A 20,941-nucleotide genomic window follows, 5' to 3' on the forward strand; every position below is an offset into this window, starting at 1 on the left:
TCACCCTTACGGGCGACGGTGAGGGAAGTGCCCCGTTCGTACGGGCCCGGTGAAGAGCCCTCGCCGGACGGCCCGCCGGCAGTACGGTCCGGGTGCGCGCCGAAGCCTTGGGGGGACCATGCGCAAGAACCTGCTCGCCGCCGCAGCCGCCGTCACCGCCGCCTGCTGCCTCGCCCTCACCGCCTGCAACGACGACACGAAGGGGACGACGGGAAGCAGCTCCGGTGAGCGGCCCCAGCAGACATCGCCGGGCACCGGCACGTCGTCCGGGCCCCCGCCGTCGGCCGCGGACGGCGCCAAGGGGGCCGCGCTCGCGTTCGGCGAGGCCTCGCGCACCGTCGGGGCGGGCACCGTCGGCATCCTGGAGATCACCCCGACGACCGTCGTCTACGCCAAGGAAGGCGGCCGGGTGACCCCGCAGCACGGCACGTTCGCCGTGGTGACACTGAAGGAGGCGTCGCTGAGCGCCAACCCCGCCGACGAGGAGGCGCCCGCGAAGGGCGGCGGCTGGCGCTGGGTCGCCGCCGACGGCCGGTCCGTCCCCGCGGGCAACGACAACGCCGCGCGGGTGGTCCTGGAGAAGTACCGGCACTCCGGCGGCATCCCGCCCGGGGCCTCCCAGGTGCGCGCCAAGGTCTTCGACCTCACGCCCGCCCAGGCCAAGGGCGGCACGATCGTCTACACGGACGGCACGAAGAGCGCCGACCGCTGGACGGTCCCGGCCACGGACACCGGCCCGCAGGTCGCGGAGGTGAAGCAGCAGCTGAAGCCCTGACCGCCCTGGCGGCACTGCCATCACCACCACGGCCGTCACCACGGGTCACCGCCACCGCTCACGCGCCCCTTACCGGCTTCCGGAAGCCGGCGAGGACCTTGCCCTCCGTGCTCAGATAGCCGCGGTCGTAGTCGAAGCGCGGAGGGTCGGCGAAGGTGAGGTAGAGCCACTTGAAGTTCTCGGCGAACACGTACGCCGGGCAGTGGTCGCCCTTGGCCATCGGCCGTTTGGTGACGTCGGTCAGCACCGTGTAGCCGCCCGGCACGCGGTGGTGCGTCCTGAGGTTCCGGAAGTAGCGCCACGCCGTCGTCCGGTAGTACGGGTCGCCGGTCCGCCAGTACAACTGGAAGGCGCAGTTGGCGTATTCGGGCCGCAGATCGTTGCGCGGGCTGAGGGCCCGGAGACTGCTGTAGTCGATCTCCTCGGGGACGATCTCGTACTTGTCGAGGACGGCCGTCCAGGACCGGTAGTGGTCCGCGGCCAGTTCGTTGGCCCCGCCGACCGGCAGCACGGCGACGGACAGTGAGGACGCCCGGCGGCTGATGAGCTCGCCGGTGCGGAAGTCGACGTGTTTGAACCAGAGCCGGTCGTCCACCCGCTCCGCCTGGTGGCGGCGCATGGCGTCCGTGAACATCCGGAACCAGTTCCGGCAGTCCGCGTCGCCGAACATCTCCCACGCGCCCCACAGGTATTCGTAGAAGGAGTCCGCCGGCGGGTTCACGGCGATGCTCTCCCGGTCGGCCCACCGGCCGGTCTCCACGTTCATCCGGGTGGCGAGCAGGTCGAGCGACGACCGCCGCCGGACGACCGCGCGCAGGGCCCCGTCGGCCGCCCGCCGGTACCGGGCGTCACCGGTGAGCCGCGAGAGCGTCCCGAACTCCAGCACGTTGGTACCGATCTCCGCGACCGGCAGCGTGGCGCCCGAGACGCGTCCCGTGCGCAGGTTGACGTACCGGTACGGCATGCCGGTGGGGGACGCGGTGAAGGCGGGCAGCAGCCGGTCCGCGAGGTCGGTGCAGCGGTGGAGCAGTTCCCGCTCCCCGGTGGCGAGGTAGGCCGAGAGGAGGCCGCCGACCAGCCGGATGGCGGCCTCGAAGACCTGGAAGTCGGCGTCCACGTCGAAGTCCAGGCGGTCCTTGATCCAGCCGACGCAGCGGTCGACCTCGGCGTCGAGCTCCATCAGGTGCAGCGTGTCGACCGCCTCGATGATCGACAGGCCCACCGGGTGGTTCCTGGCGAAGAACTCGCGGTGCCGGCCCGACACGGGCTGCACCTCGTCGTGCCCCCAGGCGAACCGCTTGTACCCCTCCCACGCGTGGAGGAACTCCGCCCGGATCTCCTGTGCCTTCGCCCGGTCCGGCCGCGCCCGCCGCAGTGCGCCGGGCGCGGCCCGCACGGCCCGCGAGGCGGAACCGGGCGTTTCGTCGGCCGGGGGCGCCACGGCCCGCCGGACGCCGCCGGGCTCCGCGAGGACGCCGGGCCAGGCGCTCGCCGCGAGCCCGCCCGTGGCGGCGAGCGCGCGGAGCAGGCCGCGCCGGGTCGTGGGCCCGCGCCGGGACGCCCGTGCGCCGGTCGGTTCGTACGTCATGACGGGCAGGTCCTCCTGGTCACCGGTTCCCCACCCCGGGCACGTGATCGCAGTATGCGACGGCACCGCCGCTCCGGGCGGCAGGCGCGGCGGGTCCCGCCCGGAACTCCACGGACCGTGTGACAGGGCGAACATCGTTCGCTCGTGCGAAGTTACGTTCCGTCAAGATTCTTGTGCGACCGGCTGGACGTACGGGGAAGCTGTGACGGCATAAGGGGTGAGAGCGCGAGTTGCTCTCCCGGGTCCTTGGGGGGCAGCAGGCCTGGTCCACCTCTTCGCAAAGAGTAGGAATACGTGATGTTCGACGGCACAGCGCCGCCCGGACGCCGCAGGGGGGCGACCCTCGCACGGCGAGCAGAACAGCACTTCGTGCACCAACCGCCGGCAATGCTCCACCTGTCTCACTCGTCTGACCCGCTTCACCCGCTTCACTCGCTTCACCCGTCCGAGCCGTTCCGCCTCTTCCGCGCCGCTCCGGCCCGGGGTCCGGCGTGAGCGCGCGGCACGCCGTGCTGGGCACGGCCGCCAAGGACCAGCACTCGGTGGTCTACGAATCCTTCGTACTGCGCAAGCGGGTCGCCTACGTGAACTGGTCCTACGCCAAGCTGTACTCCCTGGAGGACGCCCGTGAAGCGGCGAACGAGGCCCTCTTCAAGCTGTACCTGCGCTGGGACGACGCCCTGGCCAGCGCCAGCACCGACGCCTTCGCCTTCAAGATCCTCCGCGACGTCGTCACCGACATACTGCGAAAACGCGACCGCCGCCCCTGCGTACCGGCCGGCCTCGCCTTCGCGCCCACGGTCAAACCCATCGCCGGCATCCCCAGCGAAGAAGTCGACCAGATCGCCGCGCGCATGGAAGTGCACCGGGCCGTCGCCCAGCTCTCCGAGCGCCAGAACCGCTGCATCACCCTGCACTACTTCCTCGGCTACACCCCCGAGGAGATCGCGGACATCACAGGACTCGCCCCCTCGACCGTCCGCTCCCACCTGGCCGCCGGCCGCAGCGCCCTGGCCGTACTCCTCGACGCGCCCGCCGGTGAACCGCCCGCTGACGAGAAAGGCCACCACGGATGATCGACCACATCCTGCGCGGGACGCAGATCCGCACCCCCGCTTACCCCGGCGACCTGCGCGCCGAGGACGACCGCCTGCTGCGGGCCCGGATCGAGCAGGTCGAACGGCGCCGCGCCCGCGCCGCCCGCGGCCCGGCCCACGACTGGCTGGTCCCCACCTCCCCCGAACTGGCCGACCTGCTCCTGCAGTCCGTCGACGACCGGGGACCCGCCACGCTGTGGAAGCTCAAGCGGCGCCTGCGCCGTGATCTGAAGGACCTGTGCCGCCAGGTCGCCCAGGCGCCCGGCGCGGCGCAGCGCCTGGTGGAGTTCGCCGAGGCCGAGCGGCCCACCGACCCCGTGGGCGCCCGCGGGCTGGGCTGCCTCCTCTACCTCAACGGTTGCGAGGCGGGGGCCCGGTTCTGGTGGCGGTACGCCGCCGGGGCCGACGACGCGACCAGCGCCTACTGCCTCTTCCTGGAGGGGCTGCTGCGCGACCGGCCCGGCGAAGCCGTCCACTGCTACCGGGAGCTCAACGCCGGCGGCTTCCTGTGCGACGAGGACTGGGAGGGTCCCGACGCCGGGGCCCCCGCGACGGCCCCCTGGCCGCCGACGGTCAGAGCGCACCTACGGGAGGTCAACGCCTCCGGCTCCGGGGACGGGCAGGTGCCCATCCCCGAGGGCTACCTCGACGACGCCTCCCCGGCCGAACGCGACGAACTCCTCTGCCACCGCTGCTGACCAGCCATCCCGTGCCCTGCGGACCCGGCGCGGGCCGCAGGGCACAGCCATGCCCACACCGACCGAAGGACCACGTATGCCCCGACCAGGTATGCCACGGCTGCGGATCCCACGGCTGCGGATTCCCCCGCTGTGCAGGCGACGGCCATCCGGGCGCCGGCCCGGCGGGCCGCGGCCTCGCCGCCTCCCGCCGCGGCTGTCGCGCGCCCACCGCGTCCAGATCATCGGCGCCCTCCTCAGCGGCACCCTCCCCGCCGCGGCCGAATTCCTCGGCCCGTGGCTGTGGCGCTGACGGGAGCCGGTTCAGCAGCGGCCCGGCGCGGTCGAACGGCCCGGGCCGGACGACGGACGGGCCGGCCCCCGGGCCGGCCCGTCCCTGCGTCAGCTCGACGGCGCCGTGGTGACCTTCTTGCCCTGGTCGTTCACCGCGAACCACAGCCCCTGCTTGCCCTGCCCCGCCGTGTCCCCGGGCTTCTTGTCGCCGGTGAACCAGTAGACCGGCCAGCAGTCGACGGCCAGCTGCTCGGTGCCGTCGGGCCGGGTGACCGTGCTGATCAGCTTGTCGGGGATGCCCTTCACCGCGCTCTTGTCCACGGGCTTGGCGGGCTTCCAGGTGTCCAGGCACGTGCCGGTGCAGGCGAACTTCATAGGCCAGGCGCTGTCCTTGTTGAACCGGTACAGCGTCCGGCCCTGGCCGTCGACGACGATCTTGCCGAGGGCGGGGTTGCCGGCGACCGAGACGCCGGCGGCGGCACCGGCACCCGCACCGGAATCCTGCTTCCCGTCCTGCGGCGCGCTCTGTTTACCGCCGCCGGCCTTCTTCCCGTCGGGAGCGAAGGCGCTCCACGTGCCTCCGACGCCCTGGCCCTTGGTGTCGCCCGCCGCGGTGTCCTTGGCGTAGCGGTAGACGGGCCATCCCGCCAGGGTGAGCTGCTTGGTGCCGTCCGTGCGCTGGACCTCCCCGACGGCCGCCCCGATCCCGGCCGAGGCGGTCGCGTCACCGGCGGGTACGGGCGGCCACGCCTTCGCGCAGTCGCCGTCGCACATGGACGCCGGCGGCTGAGCCGTGTCCTTGTCGAAGCGGTAGAGGGTCATGCCCGAGCCGTCCGCGACGACGGAGCCGATCCCCGGGGCCTCGCGCACCGTCATCTCCTTGGCCGGGGCGTTCTTGGCCTGCGGTTGCGAGGAGTTGCCGGAGCCGGAGCCGTAGCCCGGCCCGTAGCCCCCGGCCCCGTACCCCTCGCCGATCTTCGAGGAGCTCCCGGCGGGGGCCTTGCCGTAGTCGTCCTTCGCGGAGGAGCCACCGCCGCCGCAGGCCGCCGTGAGCATCATGACCGTGATCGCCGCTCCCGCGAGGGAGGCGTGACGCAGCTTGTTCATGAACCGTCCTTTGTTCGTGTGCCGGCGGTGGTCCGCCGTCGCAGGGGAGATACGGGCCCGGCCCGCCGTACGCTCAGCGGGTCCGGGAATTTGTCATCCGGTGACAGAAAGCGGCAGGGGGCGGTCAGTTGGCGGCCGCGATGCGCAGGGCGAGGGCGGGGCAGCGCCGTACCGCGCGCAAGGCCCGTCCGCGCATCCGGGCGGGCAGGGGCATCACGGCCCGTTCGGGGTAGCCGTCCTCGCCGAGCCGCAGCAGACCCGGCAGCAGGTCAGCGCACAGGCCGTGCCCCCGGCACAGCGTCCAGTCGACCAGCAGCTGCTCGGCCGGCGCCTGCGCGGAGGCGTCCGTACGGGCCGCGGACACGGCGGTGTGCGGCAGTGCCCCGTCGGGCAGCGGCAGGGCGCCGAGCACGGGGCGGGCGCAGCCGTGCCCGAGGGCGTGGGCGGCGAACTCGTCGGCGAAGACCGTGAGGGCGGAGGCCACGAAGCGGGCGCTGCCGTCGGGGTGCCCGCACGCGCCGCGCTGCTCCACGGCGGACATCCGGGCGCGCGCGGCGTCCAGGGCGCGCTGCCCGCCGCCGTCCGCCGCGTCGGCGAGGGCGTCCGCGAGGGAGGGCAGCCCGAGCGCGCACGGCCCGCACTGCCCGGCCGACTGCGCGGCCAGCCACCGGGCCATTCGCACGACTTCGCCCACGGGACAGGTCGTCTCGGGCAGCGGCAGCACCGCCCCGGCCCCGAGGGCGCCGCCGGCCGCGGCCAGCGAGTCGCGGGAGACCGTGGCCGCGCGGGCCGCGTCCGGAGGCAGCCAGCTGCCGTGGTAGCCGCCGACCAGCACGCCCTGGCCCGGTGCGGTCCCGCACAGGTCGAGGATGTACGTCAGGGGCACGCCGGTCGGCGTCTCGACGACGTGGGTTCCGGCGACGGTCAGCATGACGGTGCCGGGCTCGGTGGGCAGCCCGCAGGAGCCGTAGCCCGCGGCCCCGAGCCGTGCCGCGGCGGCGAGCTGGGCGAACGTCTCGGTGTTGGAGAGCAGGGTGGGGGCGCCGCCGAGGCCGCTCTCGCTGGTGCGGACCCGGCGGCCGGACGGCAGGGCCGGGCCGCCGTCGATGCCGCGGACGAGCGCGGAGCTCTCGCCGGTGACGAAGCGTTCGGGCAGCAGCGTCACATCGGCCTGCGGACCGGGTTCCTGCTCGCGCTCGGCGAGGGCGCGGCGCACCGACCGTTCGACGTCGGGCCGGGTCACGCCGACGGCCACGCGGTGGGCGCCGAGCGCCCGCGCCGCCATCAGCGCGCCGTCGAGGACGAGGTGGGGTGCGTAGAGCAGCAGGGCGGTGTCCTTGAGACAGCCGGGCTCGCCCTCGCTGCCGTTGACGACGACGGACGCGGAAGCCCCCTTGCGGCGCAGGGACTCGGCGACGGCGCGGAGTTTGCGGGCGAACAGGAAGCCCGCGCCGCCCCGTCCGCGCAGCCCGATCTCCTCGGCGAGCCCGGCGAGTTCCTCCGTGCCGGGGGCGGGGACGGGGCCGTGCACGGCCAGGTGGGTCTCGTGGTCCATCCACGCCGTCTCGTCCAGGCCCGCCAGCAGCCGCGGCGGTCCGACGGTGGCCAGCGCGGGCACGGGCCCGGGTGCGGTGCGGTTCACGGCGTGCCTCCCGGGCCGGTGCGTTCCGCGCGTTCCTCGCGCAGCCGTGCGCGCAGGCGCAGGGTCAGGGCCGAGGCCACCCCCGCCAGGCACAGCGCGTAGCCCGCCGTGGCCCAGCCGGCCGCGGGCCGGCCCGCGTGCAGCCCGTGCACCAGGGCCGCGCCCCAGGCCGGGTAGGCCGCCATGTGCAGGGCCCGCCACTGGCGCGAGCCGCCGACGCTGCTGAACGCGCTGCGGAAGGCCCCCGTCACCGCCACCGCGAGGAAGAGGTAACCCGCCATCGTGCCCAGGCCGATGAGGAACGGTTGGCCGTTGTCGGTGAACGGAACGGCCGCGGCCGCCGTACTGGTACGGTCCTCGGCAACCTTCACCCAGACGTGCAGGGCGAGGAAGCCGAGCCCCGCCACGGCCAGTCCGCGGTGCACGCCCTGGGCGAGGAGGCGGTGGGCCGAGCCCAGCAGCCGCCGGTCGGTGGCGGCCAGGCCCCACAGCACCGTGGAGGTGAGCGAGACGAGCGCGAGCACTCCCGCGCCGAAGTCCAGGAATTCCTGCGTCCGTTCGGCCACGCCCGCCTGTGCGGCGACGGCGAGGAGCAGCAGGATCGCCGCGGGCAGGGCCGGGCGGGCCGAGGGCCGCATCTGCGGCCGGCCCCGCGCCCTGGTGGCGCGGCCTCCGGCGGCGGCGCGGGACCGCCCGCGGGGCCTGCTGCGCGGCCGTGCCCGGGGCCGGGGCCGCGGACGGAGCGGCGGTGGGAGGGTTTGCATTCGCGACATGTGCATACGGGTCTCCGACAGGTGGTTGCCGGTGCTTCCGGCGACCGCCCGTGTTCCTGAGAAATCCGGAAATCCCTCGCATCGGCGTTGTCCGCCGGGAGGGCCCTTGTTGAATTCACGCGGTGTGACCGGCCGGCCACCGGAGGTCCGGCGGCCGAATGTGCAGAAGCATCGTCCATCTCCGCAGGATCTTCATAAGGTTTATCGCGCTGTGACAAATTCCCGTTCGGCTGTCCCCCTGGCGGCCGCCGACTGCTGATGATGCCCACTCAGGCGAGAGCGGCCGGCGGCCCTTCCCGGCATTCCCGGTCCTCGCGCCCGGTACGGAAGTCCGGAGGTAGACGATGTGCGAAATCCTGAACCGCATCTGGTCACGGCCGCGCGGCGAGTGGACCCGGGTCGTGAGAAAGGAACTCCCCGCGGTCGCCGCCCAGGTGGTCGAGGAACTGCAGCGCAGTACACCGGCGTTCGCGGCGGTCTCCCAGCGCATCGGAACGGAAGCGGCGCGGACCGCCGTCGAGCAGGCGCTGCTGCTGACCCTCGGGCTGCGGCCCGCACCGGCCGTAGAGCACCGGCGCATACCGCAGCAGCGGCGAAAACCGGCCCGCGTCGTCACCACCATGCCCGGCACGCGGGCGCGCCAGACCCTGTTCGCCGCCCTCGCCGACGACCGGTGCGTCCCCGCCGACGTGCTCGCCGAGCTCGCGGGCCAGGCGGGCTGGCCGCTGCCGCGCCGCGTCCGGGCCGTCGTCCTCGCCGGCGCCGGCACGGGCGACGGGCCGGCGCCCCAGCTCGTGCCCCAGCCGTCCCCGCAGCTCGCGTCCCAGCTGGCGGCCGCCCTCGGCCAGGGCCTGCCGGGCACGGTCGAGGCCGACCTGTGCCTGCTCGTCCCCGACCCCGGGCCGCGGGCCCGGCCCGTGCTCGAAGCGGCCCTGGACGCCGCGCTGGGCGGCCGGCCGGCCGCGGTCGGCCACTCCGTGCCCGTCGCGGAGGCCGCCGCGTCCCTGCGCTGGGCACGGCGGCTGCTGGGCCTCTCGGCGGCGGTGTCCGGCCCCGGCGAACGCATCGCCTTCGTCGACGACCACCTGTCCGACCTGATCGTCCTGCAGGACGAGTCCCTGGCGCGGGCCCTCTCGGCGCGGTGGCTGCGGCCTCTGGACGACCTCACCCCACGGCAGAGCGAGCGCCTGGAAGTGACGCTGCTGGCCTGGCTGGAGAGCGGTGGCGCGCCGGAGGCGGCCCGCACGCTCAACGTGCACCCGCAGACCGTGCGGTACCGCCTCCGGCAGATCGAGAAGCTCTTCGGTCCGGCGATGCGCGAGCCGCACAGCCGCTTCGAACTGGAACTCGCCCTGCGCAGCCGCCGCCTCCTGGCCCGGGCCCGCCTCCTGCGCTCCCGGGCCCACGGCACCGTCCGGGCAGTGGGCGCGGCCGTCCAGCCCCTGGGCTCGGCGGGCAGGACGGCCCGCGTCAACGGCCTGTGAACGGGGACGCCGGCCGCTGAGGCGGGCAATGTCCCGCCGCGGCGGTCGCAAGACGACGCCGCGGCGGCGAACGAGCCGCGCCGCCAGAGGCGAGAGGGCCCCGCCGCAGCAGCCGGGGGGCCCGGCGGAAGGCCGCCGACAGCAGCCGACTGGACGCCCGATCCAGGCGAAAAGTCCCCGCCGCAACGGCGGGTCACTCCAGCGGCGAAGACCCGGCGGAAGGCCCGGCGAATCCGGCCGGCAAGACGTCCGGCCCGGCCGGACGAGACCGCCGCAGCGGCGAAACGCCACAGCGGCGGCAGCCGGGCGGAAGGCCGCCGACAGCACCCGACCGGACGCCCGGTTCAGACGAAAGGTCCCCGCCGCAACGGCGCGTCACCCCAAGCGGCGAAGGCCTGGCGGAAGGCCCGGCAATACCGGCTGACGAGACGCCCGGCCCCTGGCGGAAGGCCGGCAACCGCACCCGACCGGACGCCCGGTCCAGGCAAAAAGACCCCGCCGCAACGGCGCGTCACCCCCGCGGCGAGGGCCCGGCGGAAGGACCGGCGGCGCCGGCCACCGGGACACCCCATCCGCCCGAAGGGCATACGGCGGCCCCGAATCCGGCAGTTCGGGGCCGCCGCCTTCCCGGCGCGGGGAGCAGTGGGGGGGGGCGCTCACCCGGCGCCGGGGGCTCGGGGTGTCAGCAGGTCCGGCCGGTGTTGATGCAGGACGCCGCCTTGGCCATCAGCGCGTCCGGCATCACGTTGATGAAGTCGCCGTGGTCGGTGACGGGCTTGTGGAGCTGCTCCGGGAAGCTGTCCACGGCGAACGGCACGCCCGACGGCACGTGGTACGTGATGCGCTGCACCAGCTGCGGGATGGCCCGGAAGCCGCGGGGGCAGGAGCCGTCCGCGCGGGCGAAGGCGACGTGCGTGCGGTGGTTGGCGCTGTCGGTGCTGCGCCCGTCCCAGCAGTTCTGGAAGGCGAAGGTGCGGACGACGTCCGCGCCGCGCGGGCAGATCGGGTATTTGTCCTTGAGCTGCCGGTTCTCGAAACCGACGCAACTCCACGACGCATTGGCGTTGGCGATCCCGTTGGTGAGGGCTTTGGCGTCACCGGTGATGATGCGGAGAAATCGCGGCATCGCGGTCACTTTCGCCGCCGGGCTGCCCCGGAACTGCAGGGTCACCGACGCGGGCCGCAGGATGGTGCCCATGTTCCCGTCGTGCCCGCCGCCGGGCGCATTCGCATCGGGGGCGGCCTTTCCGTTCAGGACGCGCAGCACGGGCCAGTAGTGCGTCGACTTGTCCCCGTTGGTGCAGGTCGTGCCCGCCGCGGCGAGACTCGCGTCGGTGGAGAATGCGTCGGTGGATTTATTGCCCACATAATCGTGCATGTGGTGCGCCCCGTTGCGCACCCCGGGCGTCACGATGACGTTGTCGGGGTTGAAGTGACCATTTTCATTGCGCCCGCAAACCGTCGTGAACGTGCCGGTGGATCCCGCACGGCCGGCGGCGGGGGTGCCCTTCGCGGCGGGGGCGTTCCTGATGTCGGCGAAGTCGGCGCGGGAGGGGCCGCCCGGCATGCCCCGGTCGCCCAGCCGGGAGCCGAGCGGGCGGGAGGAGTCGTCGGCCGCGGCCGTGCTGACCTCGCTGGTCCGGCAGCCGCTCAGCCCGGAGAGCTCTGCCGTGGAAGCGGTCGCGGAGGAGGCGGCGGGGCCGCTCTCCGCCGTACGGATGGAATCGGAGATGCGGCCTATGGTCTCCGTGCGTTTCTGCTGGAGGTCGCCGAGCACCCTGCCGGTGTCCGCGCCGGCACCGGCGCCGGCGTCCCGGCCGCTGCCGTGGCCGGCGTCATGGCCGCCGGCCCCGCCGCCGCCGTCACCGGTGGCCATTAGCTTCCCGTACGCCTCGGCCACTTGGGCGTCGAGCTGGGAGAGCCCCTGGGAGACCGTGGTCCGGGCGGCGGCGGGAACGTCCCGGAGCCGGTCGCCGACGTCGGGGCAGGAGAGGGTCATCGCCGTCTGCGCGGCGCCCTGCCGGGCGCTTCCGGCGGCGTCCCGCGCACCGCCGGCCGAGGCGTAGCCGGCCACGATCGCCGTACCGCCTCCGCCGAGCAGCAGCGCCGCGGCCGCGACCACCGCCCGGGTCCTCAACTTCGAGCGTTTGTGGGCCTGTCGCATCATGTGGGGTCACTTCTTTTCGTTGTCGCCTGGGTGGGGGAAGTCGACGAGTCCGGTGTTCTCGAGGACGGTGATGTGGTCGAGGACGACGGTGTTGGCGCGCGTCGCCAGGGCCCGCACGAGCGCGTTGCCGGTGCGGTCGCGGACGAGGGCCACCAGGCCGAAGACCTTGCCGTGGGCGGTGCGCACGAGGTTCGCGAAGAGCCGGTCGAACGTGGCGCCGTGCGAGGCCTGCAACTGGTCGAGCCACCCCTGCTGTTCGGCGCTGGGCCGGTCCGGCAGGCTCACGCCCAGGGCCCGGGCCGTGTCGGCGGACCGCTGGTCGAGCTCGGTGTGGCCGTCCACGAGATGCTCGCCGGCCATCTTCACGGCGTCCGTGGTGCCGCGCTCCAGCGCGAGCTTTCCCGACGGCTTCTCCCAGAGCCCGGCGAGCCGGACCCGCCGGACGAAGTCCCGGTCCAGCGCCGTCAGCGGCCCGGACGGCGTCTGCAGGGTGCCCTCGCCGTCGTCGGTCCACGCGGTGCGGGCACTGGCCGCCGCGGTCCCGGCACCGCCGAAGAGGTACACGGGAATCAGCAGCGCCAGCAGGGTCGCGGCGAGCGAGCAGACGATGAGCCCGGTGCCGAGGGTCCGCCGGGACACGGGCGACAGCGCCCGCAGGGAGGACACGGACCGCAAGGGGCGTACGGATCGCAGGGGACGTACCGATCGCATGGCACCTACTTCGCTGGAACTCGGCTGCCGGAATGCCCACGGACGCTAACCGCCGGAAGAACGCGGCGGAGAAGGATTCGCCCCCGGTGACAAACCCCCGTCCCGGGCCGCCCCGCGCTGCTACCGTTCCGCGCGCGCACGGAATGTTCACATCAGCCGATGCCGAAGGAGCCCCGCCGTATGACCACTTCACGTGTCCGGCGCGTTAGCGTCCCGCACGATGTCCCGGGCGTCGGTGAGTTCGCCGCCCCCGGCTACGCGTCCGCCTTCGAGCTCACCGCTCCCGGCGCGCCGTCCCTGACGCCGGAGCAGTGGGCGCGAGCCGTCTTCGAGGGAGCTCCGGCGCCCCTGAGACGCCTGCTCGTGGCGGGCTGGTCGGGCGTCCTGGGCCTCGGTCTGGGCCCGAGGCCCTCGCCCGGTCACGTCCTCGGCTGGCTCGTCTCGGACTCCGGGGCCGGGTCGGTCACCCTCGACGCCCGCTCGCGCCTGATGGCCGCGCGCAACGTCGTCGTGACGGACGGCACGAGGGTCGTGTGGACCACCCTCGTGCGCTTCGAGCGGCGCACGGGCGGCGTCCTCTGGGGCGCCGCGGCGCCGGTCCACCACGCGATGGTCCCCCGCCTGCTCACCCGCGCGGCCCGGTCCGCCGCCCGCGGCTGACCCGCCCTCTCACAGCTCGGCTCACAGCTCGACGAGGGCCTGCACCGGCAGGTGGTCGCTCGGGAAGCGGCCCTCCTCGGAGTAGGTGTTGATGCCGGCCCGCACGGTGCGCACCGACGGGGACGCCAGAATCCAGTCGATGCGGTCCCCGTCCGGGACCAGCGGCCGGTATCCGTGGAACGTCGCGTACTGCGGGCCGCGTTCGGCGGCGGTGTCCCAGGTGTCGGTCAGGTCCCCGCCGCGGAGCAGCGCGTCGTAGACGGGGTTGCCGTGGGCGGGGACGTTGAAGTCGCCGGTGACGATGCGGGGGAGGGCCGGGTCCAGGGCCCGCAGCCGCTCGGCGATCAGGTCCGCGCTGCGCTCCCGTGCGTACTGGTGGGCGTGGTCGAGGTGGGTGTTGAGGAGGTAGAAGCCCGCGCCGGTGTGCCGGTCGGCGAAGCGGATCCAGCTCGCCATGCGGACGATGGTGTTCCCCCAGGTGGCCGAGCCGATCAGGGCCGGGGTGGCGGAGAGCCAGAAGTGGTCGAACTCCTCGGGGCCGACCCGCAGCGTGTCGTAGAAGACGGCCCCGAACTCGTCGTGGCTGCCGCCGTGCCGGCCCAGCCCGAGCCACGCGTAGCGCGGGCCGAGGTCCTCGGCGATGTCGCGCAGCTGCCGGTGCAAGCCCTCCTGGGTCCCCAGCACGTGGGGTCTCTCGCGGCGCAGCAGCCGCCGCATCACCGGCCGGCGCTGCGACCACGGATGGGGATCGTCCTCCGAGGCGTACCGCAGGTTGAACGTCATCACGCGCAGTCCCCACCGGCCCTCCGTACCGGAGGCGGCGGGGATTCTCGCGGTGACGGGCGTGACGGCGGTGGGCCGGGGCCCGCCGCGGCGGCTCAGCGGCGGGCGCGGAACAGGGGCAGGCATGGTGCCTCCTGGTCGGGGAGCCGGGCCGGGAAGGCCCGGAACGTCCAGGCGATCCTCCCGGCCCGCAGCCGCACGGGCAAGGACACTGCCGCCCGCCCTCGTGCGCTCCCGTGATCCGGGTCACTGCGATCCCCGGCACCTCTGGTGCTTACTGTGTCCGACCGTCACCCGACGGCGTCACGGCCGGAAGGACGCGCAGTGCCGCATGCCGAGACCGCGGACGGAATCCGTATCGCCTACCAGCACAAGGGGGACGGCTCCCCGCTCGTCCTGCTGGCCGGCCAGGCCAACAGCCACCACTGGTGGGACGGCGTCCGCGACGACTTCCGGGCCGCCCACCGCACCGTCACCCTCGACTACCGGGGTACGGGCGAGAGCGACAAGCCCGACGAGCCCTACAGCACCGAGGGGTTCGCGCAGGACGTGATCGCCGTCCTGGACGACCTCGGCATCGGCCGCGCCCACGTCTACGGCACCTCCATGGGAGGGCGCGTCGCCCAGCAGCTCGCCGTCCGGCACCCGGAGCGGGTCGGTGCGCTGGTCCTCGGCTGCACGTCACCGGGCGGCCGGCACGCGGTCGAGCGCGGAGACGGCGTCCGCAGGTCCCTGGCCCGGCCGGGCGCCGCGGCCGGGCAGGCCCTGCGCGCCTTGATGTACACCCCGGCCTGGCCCGCCGCCCACGGCGGCCCGTCCCGCGTGCTGGGCGACCCCGCCATGCCCGCGTACGCCCGGCGCCGGCACCTGGCCGCGAGCAACGGGCACGACGCGTGGGAGGCGCTGCCCGGCATCTCCGCGCCCACGCTGGTGGTGCACGGCAGCGACGACCTCCTCAACCCCGCCGCGAACGCGCGCCTCCTCGCGGACCGCATCCCGGGCGCCCGGCTGCACCTGATCCCCGGTGCGCGGCACGCCTACTTCGAGGAGTTCCGGGCCGTGGCGAGCCCGCTGGTCCTGGACTTCCTCGCCGAGCACGACGGCACGACGGCGTGACGCGAGCCGGGTGAACCGGGGCGAGCCGGAGACGAGCCGGGTGAGCCGGGGGAACCCGGGGCGGCCCGGGGTCAGGCCCCTGCCGGCTCCGCCCCGCTCCGCGGCCGCCGGCCGAAGTGCACCGTCTTCGCGACCAGCAGGAACAGATCCGGACGGCGGTCGACCCCCGCCGGGTCGGCCGGGTCGAGCAGCCGGTCCAGCGTCGTCACGTCCCCGGCGTCCAGCACCGCCTCGGCGATCGAGCGCTGCCGCTCCAGCATCCGCCGCACGAACCTGCGCGTCCCTTCGTCCAGGGGCGCGGGGCGGTCCACGAGGAAGGTCCGGCTGTGCACCTCGGTCAGGCCCGCGGCCCGCAGCATGCCGGGCCAGTCCTCGGTCACCGCCACGGATCCGGGCAGTTCGGCCCGCATCCTGCTGAACCGCTCCGCCATCGCCGCGTCCAGCCGGCTCTGCAGGTCCGGGCGCCCGAAGCCGGGGTCGCGCGGCAGGCACCGCGCCGGCAGCCCGCCCTCGACGGCGGCCAGGACGCCGCCCGGCGCGAGCAGCCCGGCCAGCCGGTTCAGGGCGTCCTGCTGGTCGCCGACGTGGTGCACCACCTGGCCGGTCCACACCAGGTCCGCCGGCCCGAGGCCGGTGAGCCCCTCCGGGAACGCGGCCGCCCGGGTCCGCAGCCGCACGCCGGACCGCCGGGCCCGCTCCTCGGCGAGGGCCAGCAGCTCCGGCGCCCCGTCCACCGCGACGACCTCGGCGCCGGGGAACACCGACGCGAGCCGGCAGGCCGCGACCCCCGGCCCGCTGCCGATGTCCAGGATCCGCCGCGGCGCCGGAACCAGCCGCTCCAACTCCTCGAAGGCCTGCTGCACGTAGGGGCTGTGCGCCTCGCCCTCGAGCTCCAGCATGCCGGCCAGTGCGGCCCAGTCGAAGTCGTTCATCTCATCGGCTCCTTGTCGTCACCTGCGGCGGTTCGCGTGCCGCCTGGCACAGACCGTGCGGCCGGACCGGCATTCTTGACAAACTTTGTTGCCATTTCTGCAATAGGGGGATGGAAGAAGTCCTCGCCGCCGTCGGACCGCGGCTCAAGCGCATCCGCCGGCAGCGCCAGTGCACGCTCGCCGCGCTGTCGGAGACCACCGGGATCTCGGTCAGCACGCTGTCCCGGCTGGAGTCCGGGCAGCGCAAGCCGAGCCTGGAGCTGCTGCTGCCGATCGCGCACGCCCACCAGGTGCCCCTCGACGAGCTGGTCGGCGCGCCGCCGGTCGGTGACCCGCGCGTGCGCCTGAAGCCGGTGCGGCACGGGGATTCGACGGTGGTGCCGCTGACCCAGCAGCCGGGCGGGCTGCAGGCCTTCAAGATGGTCATCGGCGCCACGCGCTGCACCCCCGAGCCGCGCACGCACGAGGGCTACGAGTGGCTGTACGTGCTCAGCGGCCGGCTCCGGATGGTGCTCGCCGACCACGACGTCGTGCTGCAGGCGGGAGAGGCCGCCGAGTTCGACACCCGCCTGCCGCACTGGTTCGGCAGCACCGGGGACGCCCCGGTGGAGATCATCAGCCTCTTCGGCCCCCAGGGCGAACGGATGCACGTCCGCGCCAAGCCTGCGGCCGGGACCTGACCGGGCCCCGCGCGGCCCGGGCCGCCCCGACCTGACACTCACTCAAAATACTGTTGCCGTACACGGACCTCCTTGGCGATGTTGTGGACTGCCGACCCCTGCCGTCCCTCAGCCGTCCCCGGAGACGCCCCGTGCCCGAAGCTCCGCCCGTTGCCCGCCCCGCGCAGCGCCCCCGCTTCCTCGCCGACATCACACCGCTGCGCCGCTCCGCGGACTTCCGCCGCCTGTGGGCCGGGAACACCGTGTCCTGGGTGGGTCAGCAGATGACGGCCCTCGCGGTCTCCCTGCAGGTCTACGCGATCACGGGCTCCACCTTCTCCGTGGGCCTGGTCGGCCTGTTCTCCCTCGTCCCGCTGGTCGCCGCCGGCCTGTACGGGGGAGCCGTCGCCGACACCGTCGACCGCCGGACCCTCGGCCTGGCCACCTCCGCCGGCGCGACGCTGCTGTCCGTCGCCCTGGCCGCCGCCGCGCTGCTGGGCCTGCGGCAGGTCTGGCTGCTCTACGCGGTCGTCGCCCTGCAGTCGGTCTGCTTCGCCATGAACAGCCCGGCCCGCAGCGCCATGATCCCCAGGCTCCTGCCCCCGGAGCAGCTGCCCGCGGCGAACGCCCTGTCCTCCCTGACCACCAACCTCGGGCTCATGGGCGGGCCCATGCTCGGCGGCGCCGTCGTCGGGCTCTGGGGCTTCCAGGCCGCCTACCTGATCGACGTCGCCGCGTTCTCGGCCGCCCTGTACGCAATGTGGCGGCTGCCCTCGATGCGCCCCGAGAAGACCGTGCCGGCCGGCGGGGAACCGGGGCAGGGCCGCGCCTCCGTCCGCGGCGGCCTGCGCTTCCTCGTCACCCGCCCCAACGTGCGCATCACGTTCCTCGCCGACCTGGCCGCCATGGTGCTGGCCCAGCCCAGAGCGCTGTTCCCGGCCATAGCGGGCCTCTGGTACGGAGGGGACACGAAGACCGTCGGCCTGCTGGTGGCCGCCCCCGCCGTGGGTGCCGTGCTGGGCGGGCTGTTCTCCGGATGGCTCGGCCGCATCCACCGGCACGGGCTCGCCGTGCTGCTGTCCGTGGCGGGCTGGGGCACCGCCGTCACCGTGTTCGGCCTGAGCCGCAACCTCTGGCTCGGCCTGCTCTTCCTCGCGCTCGCCGGAGTCGCCGACAGCATCTCGGCGGTCTTCCGCACCACCATGCTCCAGGCGGCCACCCCCGACGACATGCGCGGCCGCCTCCAGGGCGTCTTCATCGTCGTGGTCGCGGGCGGGCCGCGGCTGGGCGACTTCCTCGCGGGATCCGCCGCGGACCTCGCCTCACCCGCCTGGGCGGTCGTCGGCGGCGGGCTCGCCTGCCTGGCCGCGATCGCGCTCATCGCCGTGCAGTGGCGAGGCTTCGCCCGCTACGACGCCCGCGCGCCCCAGCCGTAGGGCGGGCGGCCGCGCCCCGCGGACCAGCAGGCTCCCCAGCTCCGTGCGCCGGTGCAACACCGCCCGCCCCGCCCGGGCCGTGGTGACCAGGCCCGCGCCGCGCAGCGCGGCGGCGTGGGCGGACGCGGTGGCGTTGCTGACGCCGAGCCGCCGGGCCAGGCCGCTCGTGGTGTGCTCCTCCGCGAGCACGAGCAGCGCGTCCACGCGGGTCCGCCCGAGGACGCCGGCCAGGGCCTCGTCCGTGGAGCCCGTCCCGGCGGGGGAGAGCGGCAGTCCCGGGCCGGCCGCGTAGGTCAGGGCGACGGCCCCGCCGGGCGGCTCGGCGACGAGCGGATGGCCGGTCCAGTGGAACGTGGGCAGGACCAGCAGGCCCCGGCCGTTCAGCGCGACCTCCCGCTCGCCGGGCGCCGGGAGCTCCCAGGCGTCCCCGCACAGGCGGCTGCCAGGCACGAGCGCGGCGAGGGCCGCGCCGACGCCGTGCTCGGCCACGGCCAGGGCGTGGCGGGTGAACTCCGCCCGGTGCAGGTCCTGCACGAGGGGCCACACCGGCCGCACGGCCGTCTCGAACGCCGCCTGCTGGGCGCGCCGCAGGACCTGCCAGGCACCGGCGTCGCCCCGGTGCAGGCCGCGGACCCACGCCGGCGGCGGGGCCGGGTGCCCCGCGTACACGCGCTCCAGCTCGGAGCGGACCAGGTCCGGGGGAGCGGCCCGCAGGCGCTCCGCCCCCGCCTCCGGACCGTCCTCCGACGGGTCGCCGAACTCGTCGAGGAAGAGCGGGGCGTCGGCCCCGGGCACCAGATCCCCCAAAGGCTCGGCGGCGGCCGGCAGGGAACGCAGCAGCCGTTGCCTCCAGCGGCCGAAGGGCAGGGGCTCGCCACCACGGAACAGCATCATGAAGGCCGTGTTGAGCGCCTGCAGCGGCGCGGGCCGGGGCGCGAACCGGACCCGCGCGAAGTCGTCGGCCGTGAAACGGATCCGGATCACTGTGCTCCTCGCCGGGCGTCGCGCCATCGTTTCGGGCAGGGCCTGAACCTTCGACCGGGCTCCCCGCCGGGCGCGAACCTGCAGGTCGTGCCCCCGGCATTCACGCAGACGACCACCGGCCGGCACAAGGCACCCACCACCAGGACCGGCATCACCACGCCGCAAGGGGAGAACCATGCTCGAACGTCAGAGCCGCCGCATCAGCCGGCGGACCGTCACCACCTCGGCCCTGGCGGCCACCGCGGGGGTGCTGCTCGCGGGCGGCACCGGCGGCCGGGCCGCCGCGCGGACGCCGGGGACCGGGGACGGGCTCACCCTGCGGCTTCCGGCGCCGACGGGCCCGTACCGGACCGGGATCACCACCCTCTACCTGGCCGACCGCTCCCGGCGCGACCCGCTGGAGCCGTCGATCCCCGTCCGCGAGGTGATGATCACGGTGTTCTACCCGGCCCGCAGCGTACGCGGCTGCCCGCGCGCACCCCAGATGACCGCGGGCGCCGCCGCCGACTTCGGCGCGAACGGCCGCAGGACCCACCCGCAGCTGCCCGCTTCGGGCGTGGACTGGGCGGCCACCATGACCCATGCGCACACGGGCGCCCCCGCACAGGCCGCACGCCGGTGGCCGGTCCTGCTGTACAGCCCGGGAGGCGGAGACCCGCGCACCATGGGCACCGGCCTCGCGGAGGAACTGGCGAGCCACGGCCGGGTGGTGGTGACCGTCGACCACCCCGGCGACGCCTGCGAGGTGGAGTTCCCGGTCCCCATGACCGGCCGGGACACCATCCGCCCGACGGTGCTGCGCCAGGACCCGAGAACGGACCCGGGCCTCTTCCGCACCCTGATCGGCACCCGGATCGCGGACCTCCGGTTCGTCCTGGACCAGCTGGAAGCCCTGGCGGCCGGACGGAACCCGGACGCGGCGGGCCACCCCCTGCCCGAGGGCCTCGGCCGGGCCCTGGACCTGCGGAAGACCGGTGCCTACGGCCACTCCGCGGGCGGGACGGCCGTCGCGCAGGCGATGTACGAGGACCGGCGCATCGGCGCGGCCGTCAACCTGGAGGGCTACCTGGACCGCGCGCCGGAGGCACCCGGCAGGGACGGCGAGTTGTACCCCGTCGCCCGGTACGGGACGGACCGGCCGCTGCTCCTGCTGGGGACGGACGGCTTCCCGGACCGCAGGGCGCTGGAGCGCTCCTGGGCGGCGGTACTCGCCCGCTCGGGGGGACGCGCCTGCCGCGGGCAGCTCGACCGGGCCGCGCACTGGGTGTTCACCGACTACGCGGCCCTGGCACCGCAGTTGCAGACCGCCGGGCTGATGACGCCCACCGACCGGGCGTCGATGGTGGGCCCGGCGGACCCGGCCGCGGCGGTGCCGGCGGTACGCCACCACGTGCGCTCGTTCTTCGCCCGGCACCTTCCGGCGCCTGCCTGAGCCGGTGCCTCAGGCCTCGCGCGGGGCCGCCCGCGGGCGCTGCTGGGCGAGGTCCAGCCGGCCCAGGCTCCAGGTGGCCGGCAGGGCGGGCACCATCAGCCCATGGGGCTGCGCCGTGCCGAGTGCGGTCCGGGCGTGGTCGCGGCAGGCGGCGGCGTCCCCGCGCATCGCCGCGGCCATGGCCAGCGTGCCGCGCAACTGCGCTGCGGTGTTGTGCCGCCCTGCGGCGACGGCGCTCGCGAGCCCCTGCTCGGCATGGGTGCGGGCGCGGACGTAGTTGTCGGCGACGAGCTCGACGAGTGCGAGCAGCTCCGGCACGGGCCCGGGACGGCCTCGCCCAGCATCAGAGCGGCGCGGCACGCGAGGACGAGCGCGTCCGGGCGGCCACCGGCGCCGGCCGCGTCCCGGCGGGACGCCGGGCGCGGGCGCCGTCCTCCTCCGTGTGTGCGGCGGCCCGGGCGAGCGCGGAGGAACACCGTGCGTGGAGGCGGCGTGTGGGCCCCGCCTTGCCGGGCCGGCGGGCGGAGCCGGGGCGGGGGCTCACGGCAAGGAGGCCGCCGGGGGGGGGGGGGGGGGGGGGGGCCGCCCCGCGCGCGGCCGCGCCCGCGCGCGCGCCCGCCCCGC

General features: G+C 75.0%; 19 protein-coding genes. 9 read left to right on the forward strand and 10 right to left on the reverse strand.

Annotated features, from left to right (window positions below; all coding sequences use genetic code 11):
* The first annotated feature begins 118 nt into the window (after nt 1–118).
* Complete coding sequence (locus tag ACFZCD_RS01255; RefSeq protein ID WP_391826589.1) at nt 119–775, forward strand: hypothetical protein; 657 nt, start codon at nt 119–121, stop codon at nt 773–775.
* A 58-nt stretch (nt 776–833) separates the two neighbouring features.
* Here the strand turns inward: ACFZCD_RS01255 and ACFZCD_RS01260 are convergent, their stop codons facing one another.
* Complete coding sequence (locus tag ACFZCD_RS01260) at nt 834–2,363, reverse strand: glycoside hydrolase family 47 protein (protein WP_391826591.1); 1,530 nt, start codon at nt 2,361–2,363, stop codon at nt 834–836.
* 491 nt (nt 2,364–2,854) lie between these two features.
* Here ACFZCD_RS01260 and ACFZCD_RS01265 point away from each other — a divergent pair, with 491 nt between their 5' ends.
* The gene (locus ACFZCD_RS01265) at nt 2,855–3,439 is read left to right on the forward strand and encodes an RNA polymerase sigma factor (protein WP_391826593.1); all 585 of its coding nucleotides are present in this window, start codon (nt 2,855–2,857) and stop codon (nt 3,437–3,439) included.
* The gene (locus ACFZCD_RS01270; RefSeq protein WP_391826595.1) at nt 3,436–4,158 is read left to right on the forward strand and encodes a hypothetical protein; all 723 of its coding nucleotides are present in this window, start codon (nt 3,436–3,438) and stop codon (nt 4,156–4,158) included. Before ACFZCD_RS01265 ends, ACFZCD_RS01270 begins: the two co-directional genes overlap by 4 nt.
* Before the next feature lie 381 nt (nt 4,159–4,539).
* Here the strand turns inward: ACFZCD_RS01270 and ACFZCD_RS01275 are convergent, their stop codons facing one another.
* The 3 genes from ACFZCD_RS01275 to ACFZCD_RS01285 all read right to left on the reverse strand — a co-directional run bounded on the left by ACFZCD_RS01275 (nt 4,540) and on the right by ACFZCD_RS01285 (nt 7,818).
* On the reverse strand, nt 4,540–5,538 hold the full coding sequence (locus tag ACFZCD_RS01275) for an SCO0930 family lipoprotein (RefSeq protein ID WP_391826597.1): 999 nt from the start codon (nt 5,536–5,538) through the stop codon (nt 4,540–4,542).
* Nucleotides 5,539–5,662: 124 nt separating this feature from the next.
* Nucleotides 5,663–7,180 carry an NADH-ubiquinone oxidoreductase-F iron-sulfur binding region domain-containing protein gene (locus ACFZCD_RS01280; RefSeq protein WP_391826599.1) on the reverse strand — a complete coding sequence of 506 codons (1,518 nt, stop codon included), beginning with the start codon at nt 7,178–7,180 and terminating at the stop codon, nt 5,663–5,665.
* Entirely contained in the window at nt 7,177–7,818 is a 642-nt protein-coding gene (locus tag ACFZCD_RS01285) for a hypothetical protein (protein ID WP_391826601.1), read from the reverse strand. Before ACFZCD_RS01285 ends, ACFZCD_RS01280 begins: the two co-directional genes overlap by 4 nt.
* 536 nt (nt 7,819–8,354) lie before the next feature.
* On the opposite strand from ACFZCD_RS01285, the gene ACFZCD_RS01290 reads away from it, so the two are divergent.
* Complete coding sequence (locus ACFZCD_RS01290) at nt 8,355–9,437, forward strand: PucR family transcriptional regulator (protein ID WP_391826603.1); 1,083 nt, start codon at nt 8,355–8,357, stop codon at nt 9,435–9,437.
* 682 nt (nt 9,438–10,119) lie between these two features.
* On the opposite strand, the gene ACFZCD_RS01295 is transcribed toward ACFZCD_RS01290, so the two are convergent.
* Both ACFZCD_RS01295 and ACFZCD_RS01300 read right to left on the reverse strand, forming a co-directional pair.
* On the reverse strand, nt 10,120–11,604 hold the full coding sequence (locus ACFZCD_RS01295; RefSeq protein ID WP_391826605.1) for a DUF1996 domain-containing protein: 1,485 nt from the start codon (nt 11,602–11,604) through the stop codon (nt 10,120–10,122).
* 6 nt (nt 11,605–11,610) lie between these two features.
* On the reverse strand, nt 11,611–12,315 hold the full coding sequence (locus tag ACFZCD_RS01300) for a DUF4142 domain-containing protein (protein WP_391826607.1): 705 nt from the start codon (nt 12,313–12,315) through the stop codon (nt 11,611–11,613).
* Nucleotides 12,316–12,495: 180 nt separating this feature from the next.
* On the opposite strand from ACFZCD_RS01300, the gene ACFZCD_RS01305 reads away from it, so the two are divergent.
* Complete coding sequence (locus ACFZCD_RS01305) at nt 12,496–12,975, forward strand: DUF2867 domain-containing protein (protein WP_391826609.1); 480 nt, start codon at nt 12,496–12,498, stop codon at nt 12,973–12,975.
* 21 nt (nt 12,976–12,996) lie between these two features.
* Here the strand turns inward: ACFZCD_RS01305 and ACFZCD_RS01310 are convergent, their stop codons facing one another.
* Nucleotides 12,997–13,884: an endonuclease/exonuclease/phosphatase family protein gene (locus ACFZCD_RS01310; protein WP_391826611.1), complete on the reverse strand. Its 888-nt coding sequence runs from the start codon at nt 13,882–13,884 to the stop codon at nt 12,997–12,999.
* A 198-nt stretch (nt 13,885–14,082) separates the two neighbouring features.
* On the opposite strand from ACFZCD_RS01310, the gene ACFZCD_RS01315 reads away from it, so the two are divergent.
* On the forward strand, nt 14,083–14,874 hold the full coding sequence (locus ACFZCD_RS01315; RefSeq protein ID WP_391826613.1) for an alpha/beta fold hydrolase: 792 nt from the start codon (nt 14,083–14,085) through the stop codon (nt 14,872–14,874).
* A gap of 71 nt (nt 14,875–14,945) precedes the next feature.
* On the opposite strand, the gene ACFZCD_RS01320 is transcribed toward ACFZCD_RS01315, so the two are convergent.
* Nucleotides 14,946–15,806 carry a class I SAM-dependent methyltransferase gene (locus ACFZCD_RS01320; protein WP_391826615.1) on the reverse strand — a complete coding sequence of 287 codons (861 nt, stop codon included), beginning with the start codon at nt 15,804–15,806 and terminating at the stop codon, nt 14,946–14,948.
* A gap of 110 nt (nt 15,807–15,916) precedes the next feature.
* Between ACFZCD_RS01320 and ACFZCD_RS01325 the strand changes: the two genes are divergently transcribed.
* Both ACFZCD_RS01325 and ACFZCD_RS01330 read left to right on the forward strand, forming a co-directional pair.
* Nucleotides 15,917–16,486: a helix-turn-helix domain-containing protein gene (locus ACFZCD_RS01325; RefSeq protein WP_391826617.1), complete on the forward strand. Its 570-nt coding sequence runs from the start codon at nt 15,917–15,919 to the stop codon at nt 16,484–16,486.
* Nucleotides 16,487–16,617: 131 nt separating this feature from the next.
* Nucleotides 16,618–17,901: an MFS transporter gene (locus ACFZCD_RS01330; protein ID WP_391826619.1), complete on the forward strand. Its 1,284-nt coding sequence runs from the start codon at nt 16,618–16,620 to the stop codon at nt 17,899–17,901.
* Here the strand turns inward: ACFZCD_RS01330 and ACFZCD_RS01335 are convergent.
* A complete protein-coding gene (locus tag ACFZCD_RS01335; RefSeq protein WP_391826621.1) occupies nt 17,788–18,885 on the reverse strand; it encodes an ArsR family transcriptional regulator in 1,098 nt (365 codons plus the stop codon). The genes ACFZCD_RS01330 and ACFZCD_RS01335 overlap by 114 nt on opposite strands.
* Before the next feature lie 175 nt (nt 18,886–19,060).
* Between ACFZCD_RS01335 and ACFZCD_RS01340 the strand changes: the two genes are divergently transcribed.
* Nucleotides 19,061–20,317 carry an alpha/beta hydrolase gene (locus ACFZCD_RS01340; protein ID WP_391826623.1) on the forward strand — a complete coding sequence of 419 codons (1,257 nt, stop codon included), beginning with the start codon at nt 19,061–19,063 and terminating at the stop codon, nt 20,315–20,317.
* A 9-nt stretch (nt 20,318–20,326) separates the two neighbouring features.
* Here ACFZCD_RS01340 and ACFZCD_RS01345 read toward each other — a convergent pair whose 3' ends face one another.
* Nucleotides 20,327–20,635 (reverse strand): hypothetical protein, encoded by a 309-nt coding sequence (locus ACFZCD_RS01345; protein WP_391826625.1) that lies wholly within the window; start codon nt 20,633–20,635, stop codon nt 20,327–20,329.
* Nucleotides 20,636–20,941 lie beyond the last annotated feature (306 nt).

The organism is Streptomyces sp. NPDC008001 (assembly GCF_042958085.1).
In the GTDB taxonomy this organism is placed as follows: Bacteria; Actinomycetota; Actinomycetes; order Streptomycetales; family Streptomycetaceae; genus Streptomyces.

What these genes read in the sequence shown, in the direction of transcription:
- ACFZCD_RS01255 (WP_391826589.1), top strand. Translation starts at nt 119, where the DNA reads ATGCGCAAGAACCTGCTCGCCGCCGCAGCCGCCGTCACCGCCGCCTGC.
- ACFZCD_RS01260 (WP_391826591.1), bottom strand. Translation starts at nt 2,363, where the DNA reads ATGACGTACGAACCGACCGGCGCACGGGCGTCCCGGCGCGGGCCCACG.
- ACFZCD_RS01270 (WP_391826595.1), top strand. Translation starts at nt 3,436, where the DNA reads ATGATCGACCACATCCTGCGCGGGACGCAGATCCGCACCCCCGCTTAC.
- ACFZCD_RS01275 (WP_391826597.1), bottom strand. Translation starts at nt 5,538, where the DNA reads ATGAACAAGCTGCGTCACGCCTCCCTCGCGGGAGCGGCGATCACGGTC.
- ACFZCD_RS01285 (WP_391826601.1), bottom strand. Translation starts at nt 7,818, where the DNA reads ATGCGGCCCTCGGCCCGCCCGGCCCTGCCCGCGGCGATCCTGCTGCTC.
- ACFZCD_RS01295 (WP_391826605.1), bottom strand. Translation starts at nt 11,604, where the DNA reads ATGATGCGACAGGCCCACAAACGCTCGAAGTTGAGGACCCGGGCGGTG.
- ACFZCD_RS01300 (WP_391826607.1), bottom strand. Translation starts at nt 12,315, where the DNA reads ATGCGATCGGTACGTCCCCTGCGATCCGTACGCCCCTTGCGGTCCGTG.
- ACFZCD_RS01305 (WP_391826609.1), top strand. Translation starts at nt 12,496, where the DNA reads ATGACCACTTCACGTGTCCGGCGCGTTAGCGTCCCGCACGATGTCCCG.
- ACFZCD_RS01310 (WP_391826611.1), bottom strand. Translation starts at nt 13,884, where the DNA reads ATGCCTGCCCCTGTTCCGCGCCCGCCGCTGAGCCGCCGCGGCGGGCCC.
- ACFZCD_RS01320 (WP_391826615.1), bottom strand. Translation starts at nt 15,806, where the DNA reads ATGAACGACTTCGACTGGGCCGCACTGGCCGGCATGCTGGAGCTCGAG.
- ACFZCD_RS01325 (WP_391826617.1), top strand. Translation starts at nt 15,917, where the DNA reads ATGGAAGAAGTCCTCGCCGCCGTCGGACCGCGGCTCAAGCGCATCCGC.
- ACFZCD_RS01340 (WP_391826623.1), top strand. Translation starts at nt 19,061, where the DNA reads ATGCTCGAACGTCAGAGCCGCCGCATCAGCCGGCGGACCGTCACCACC.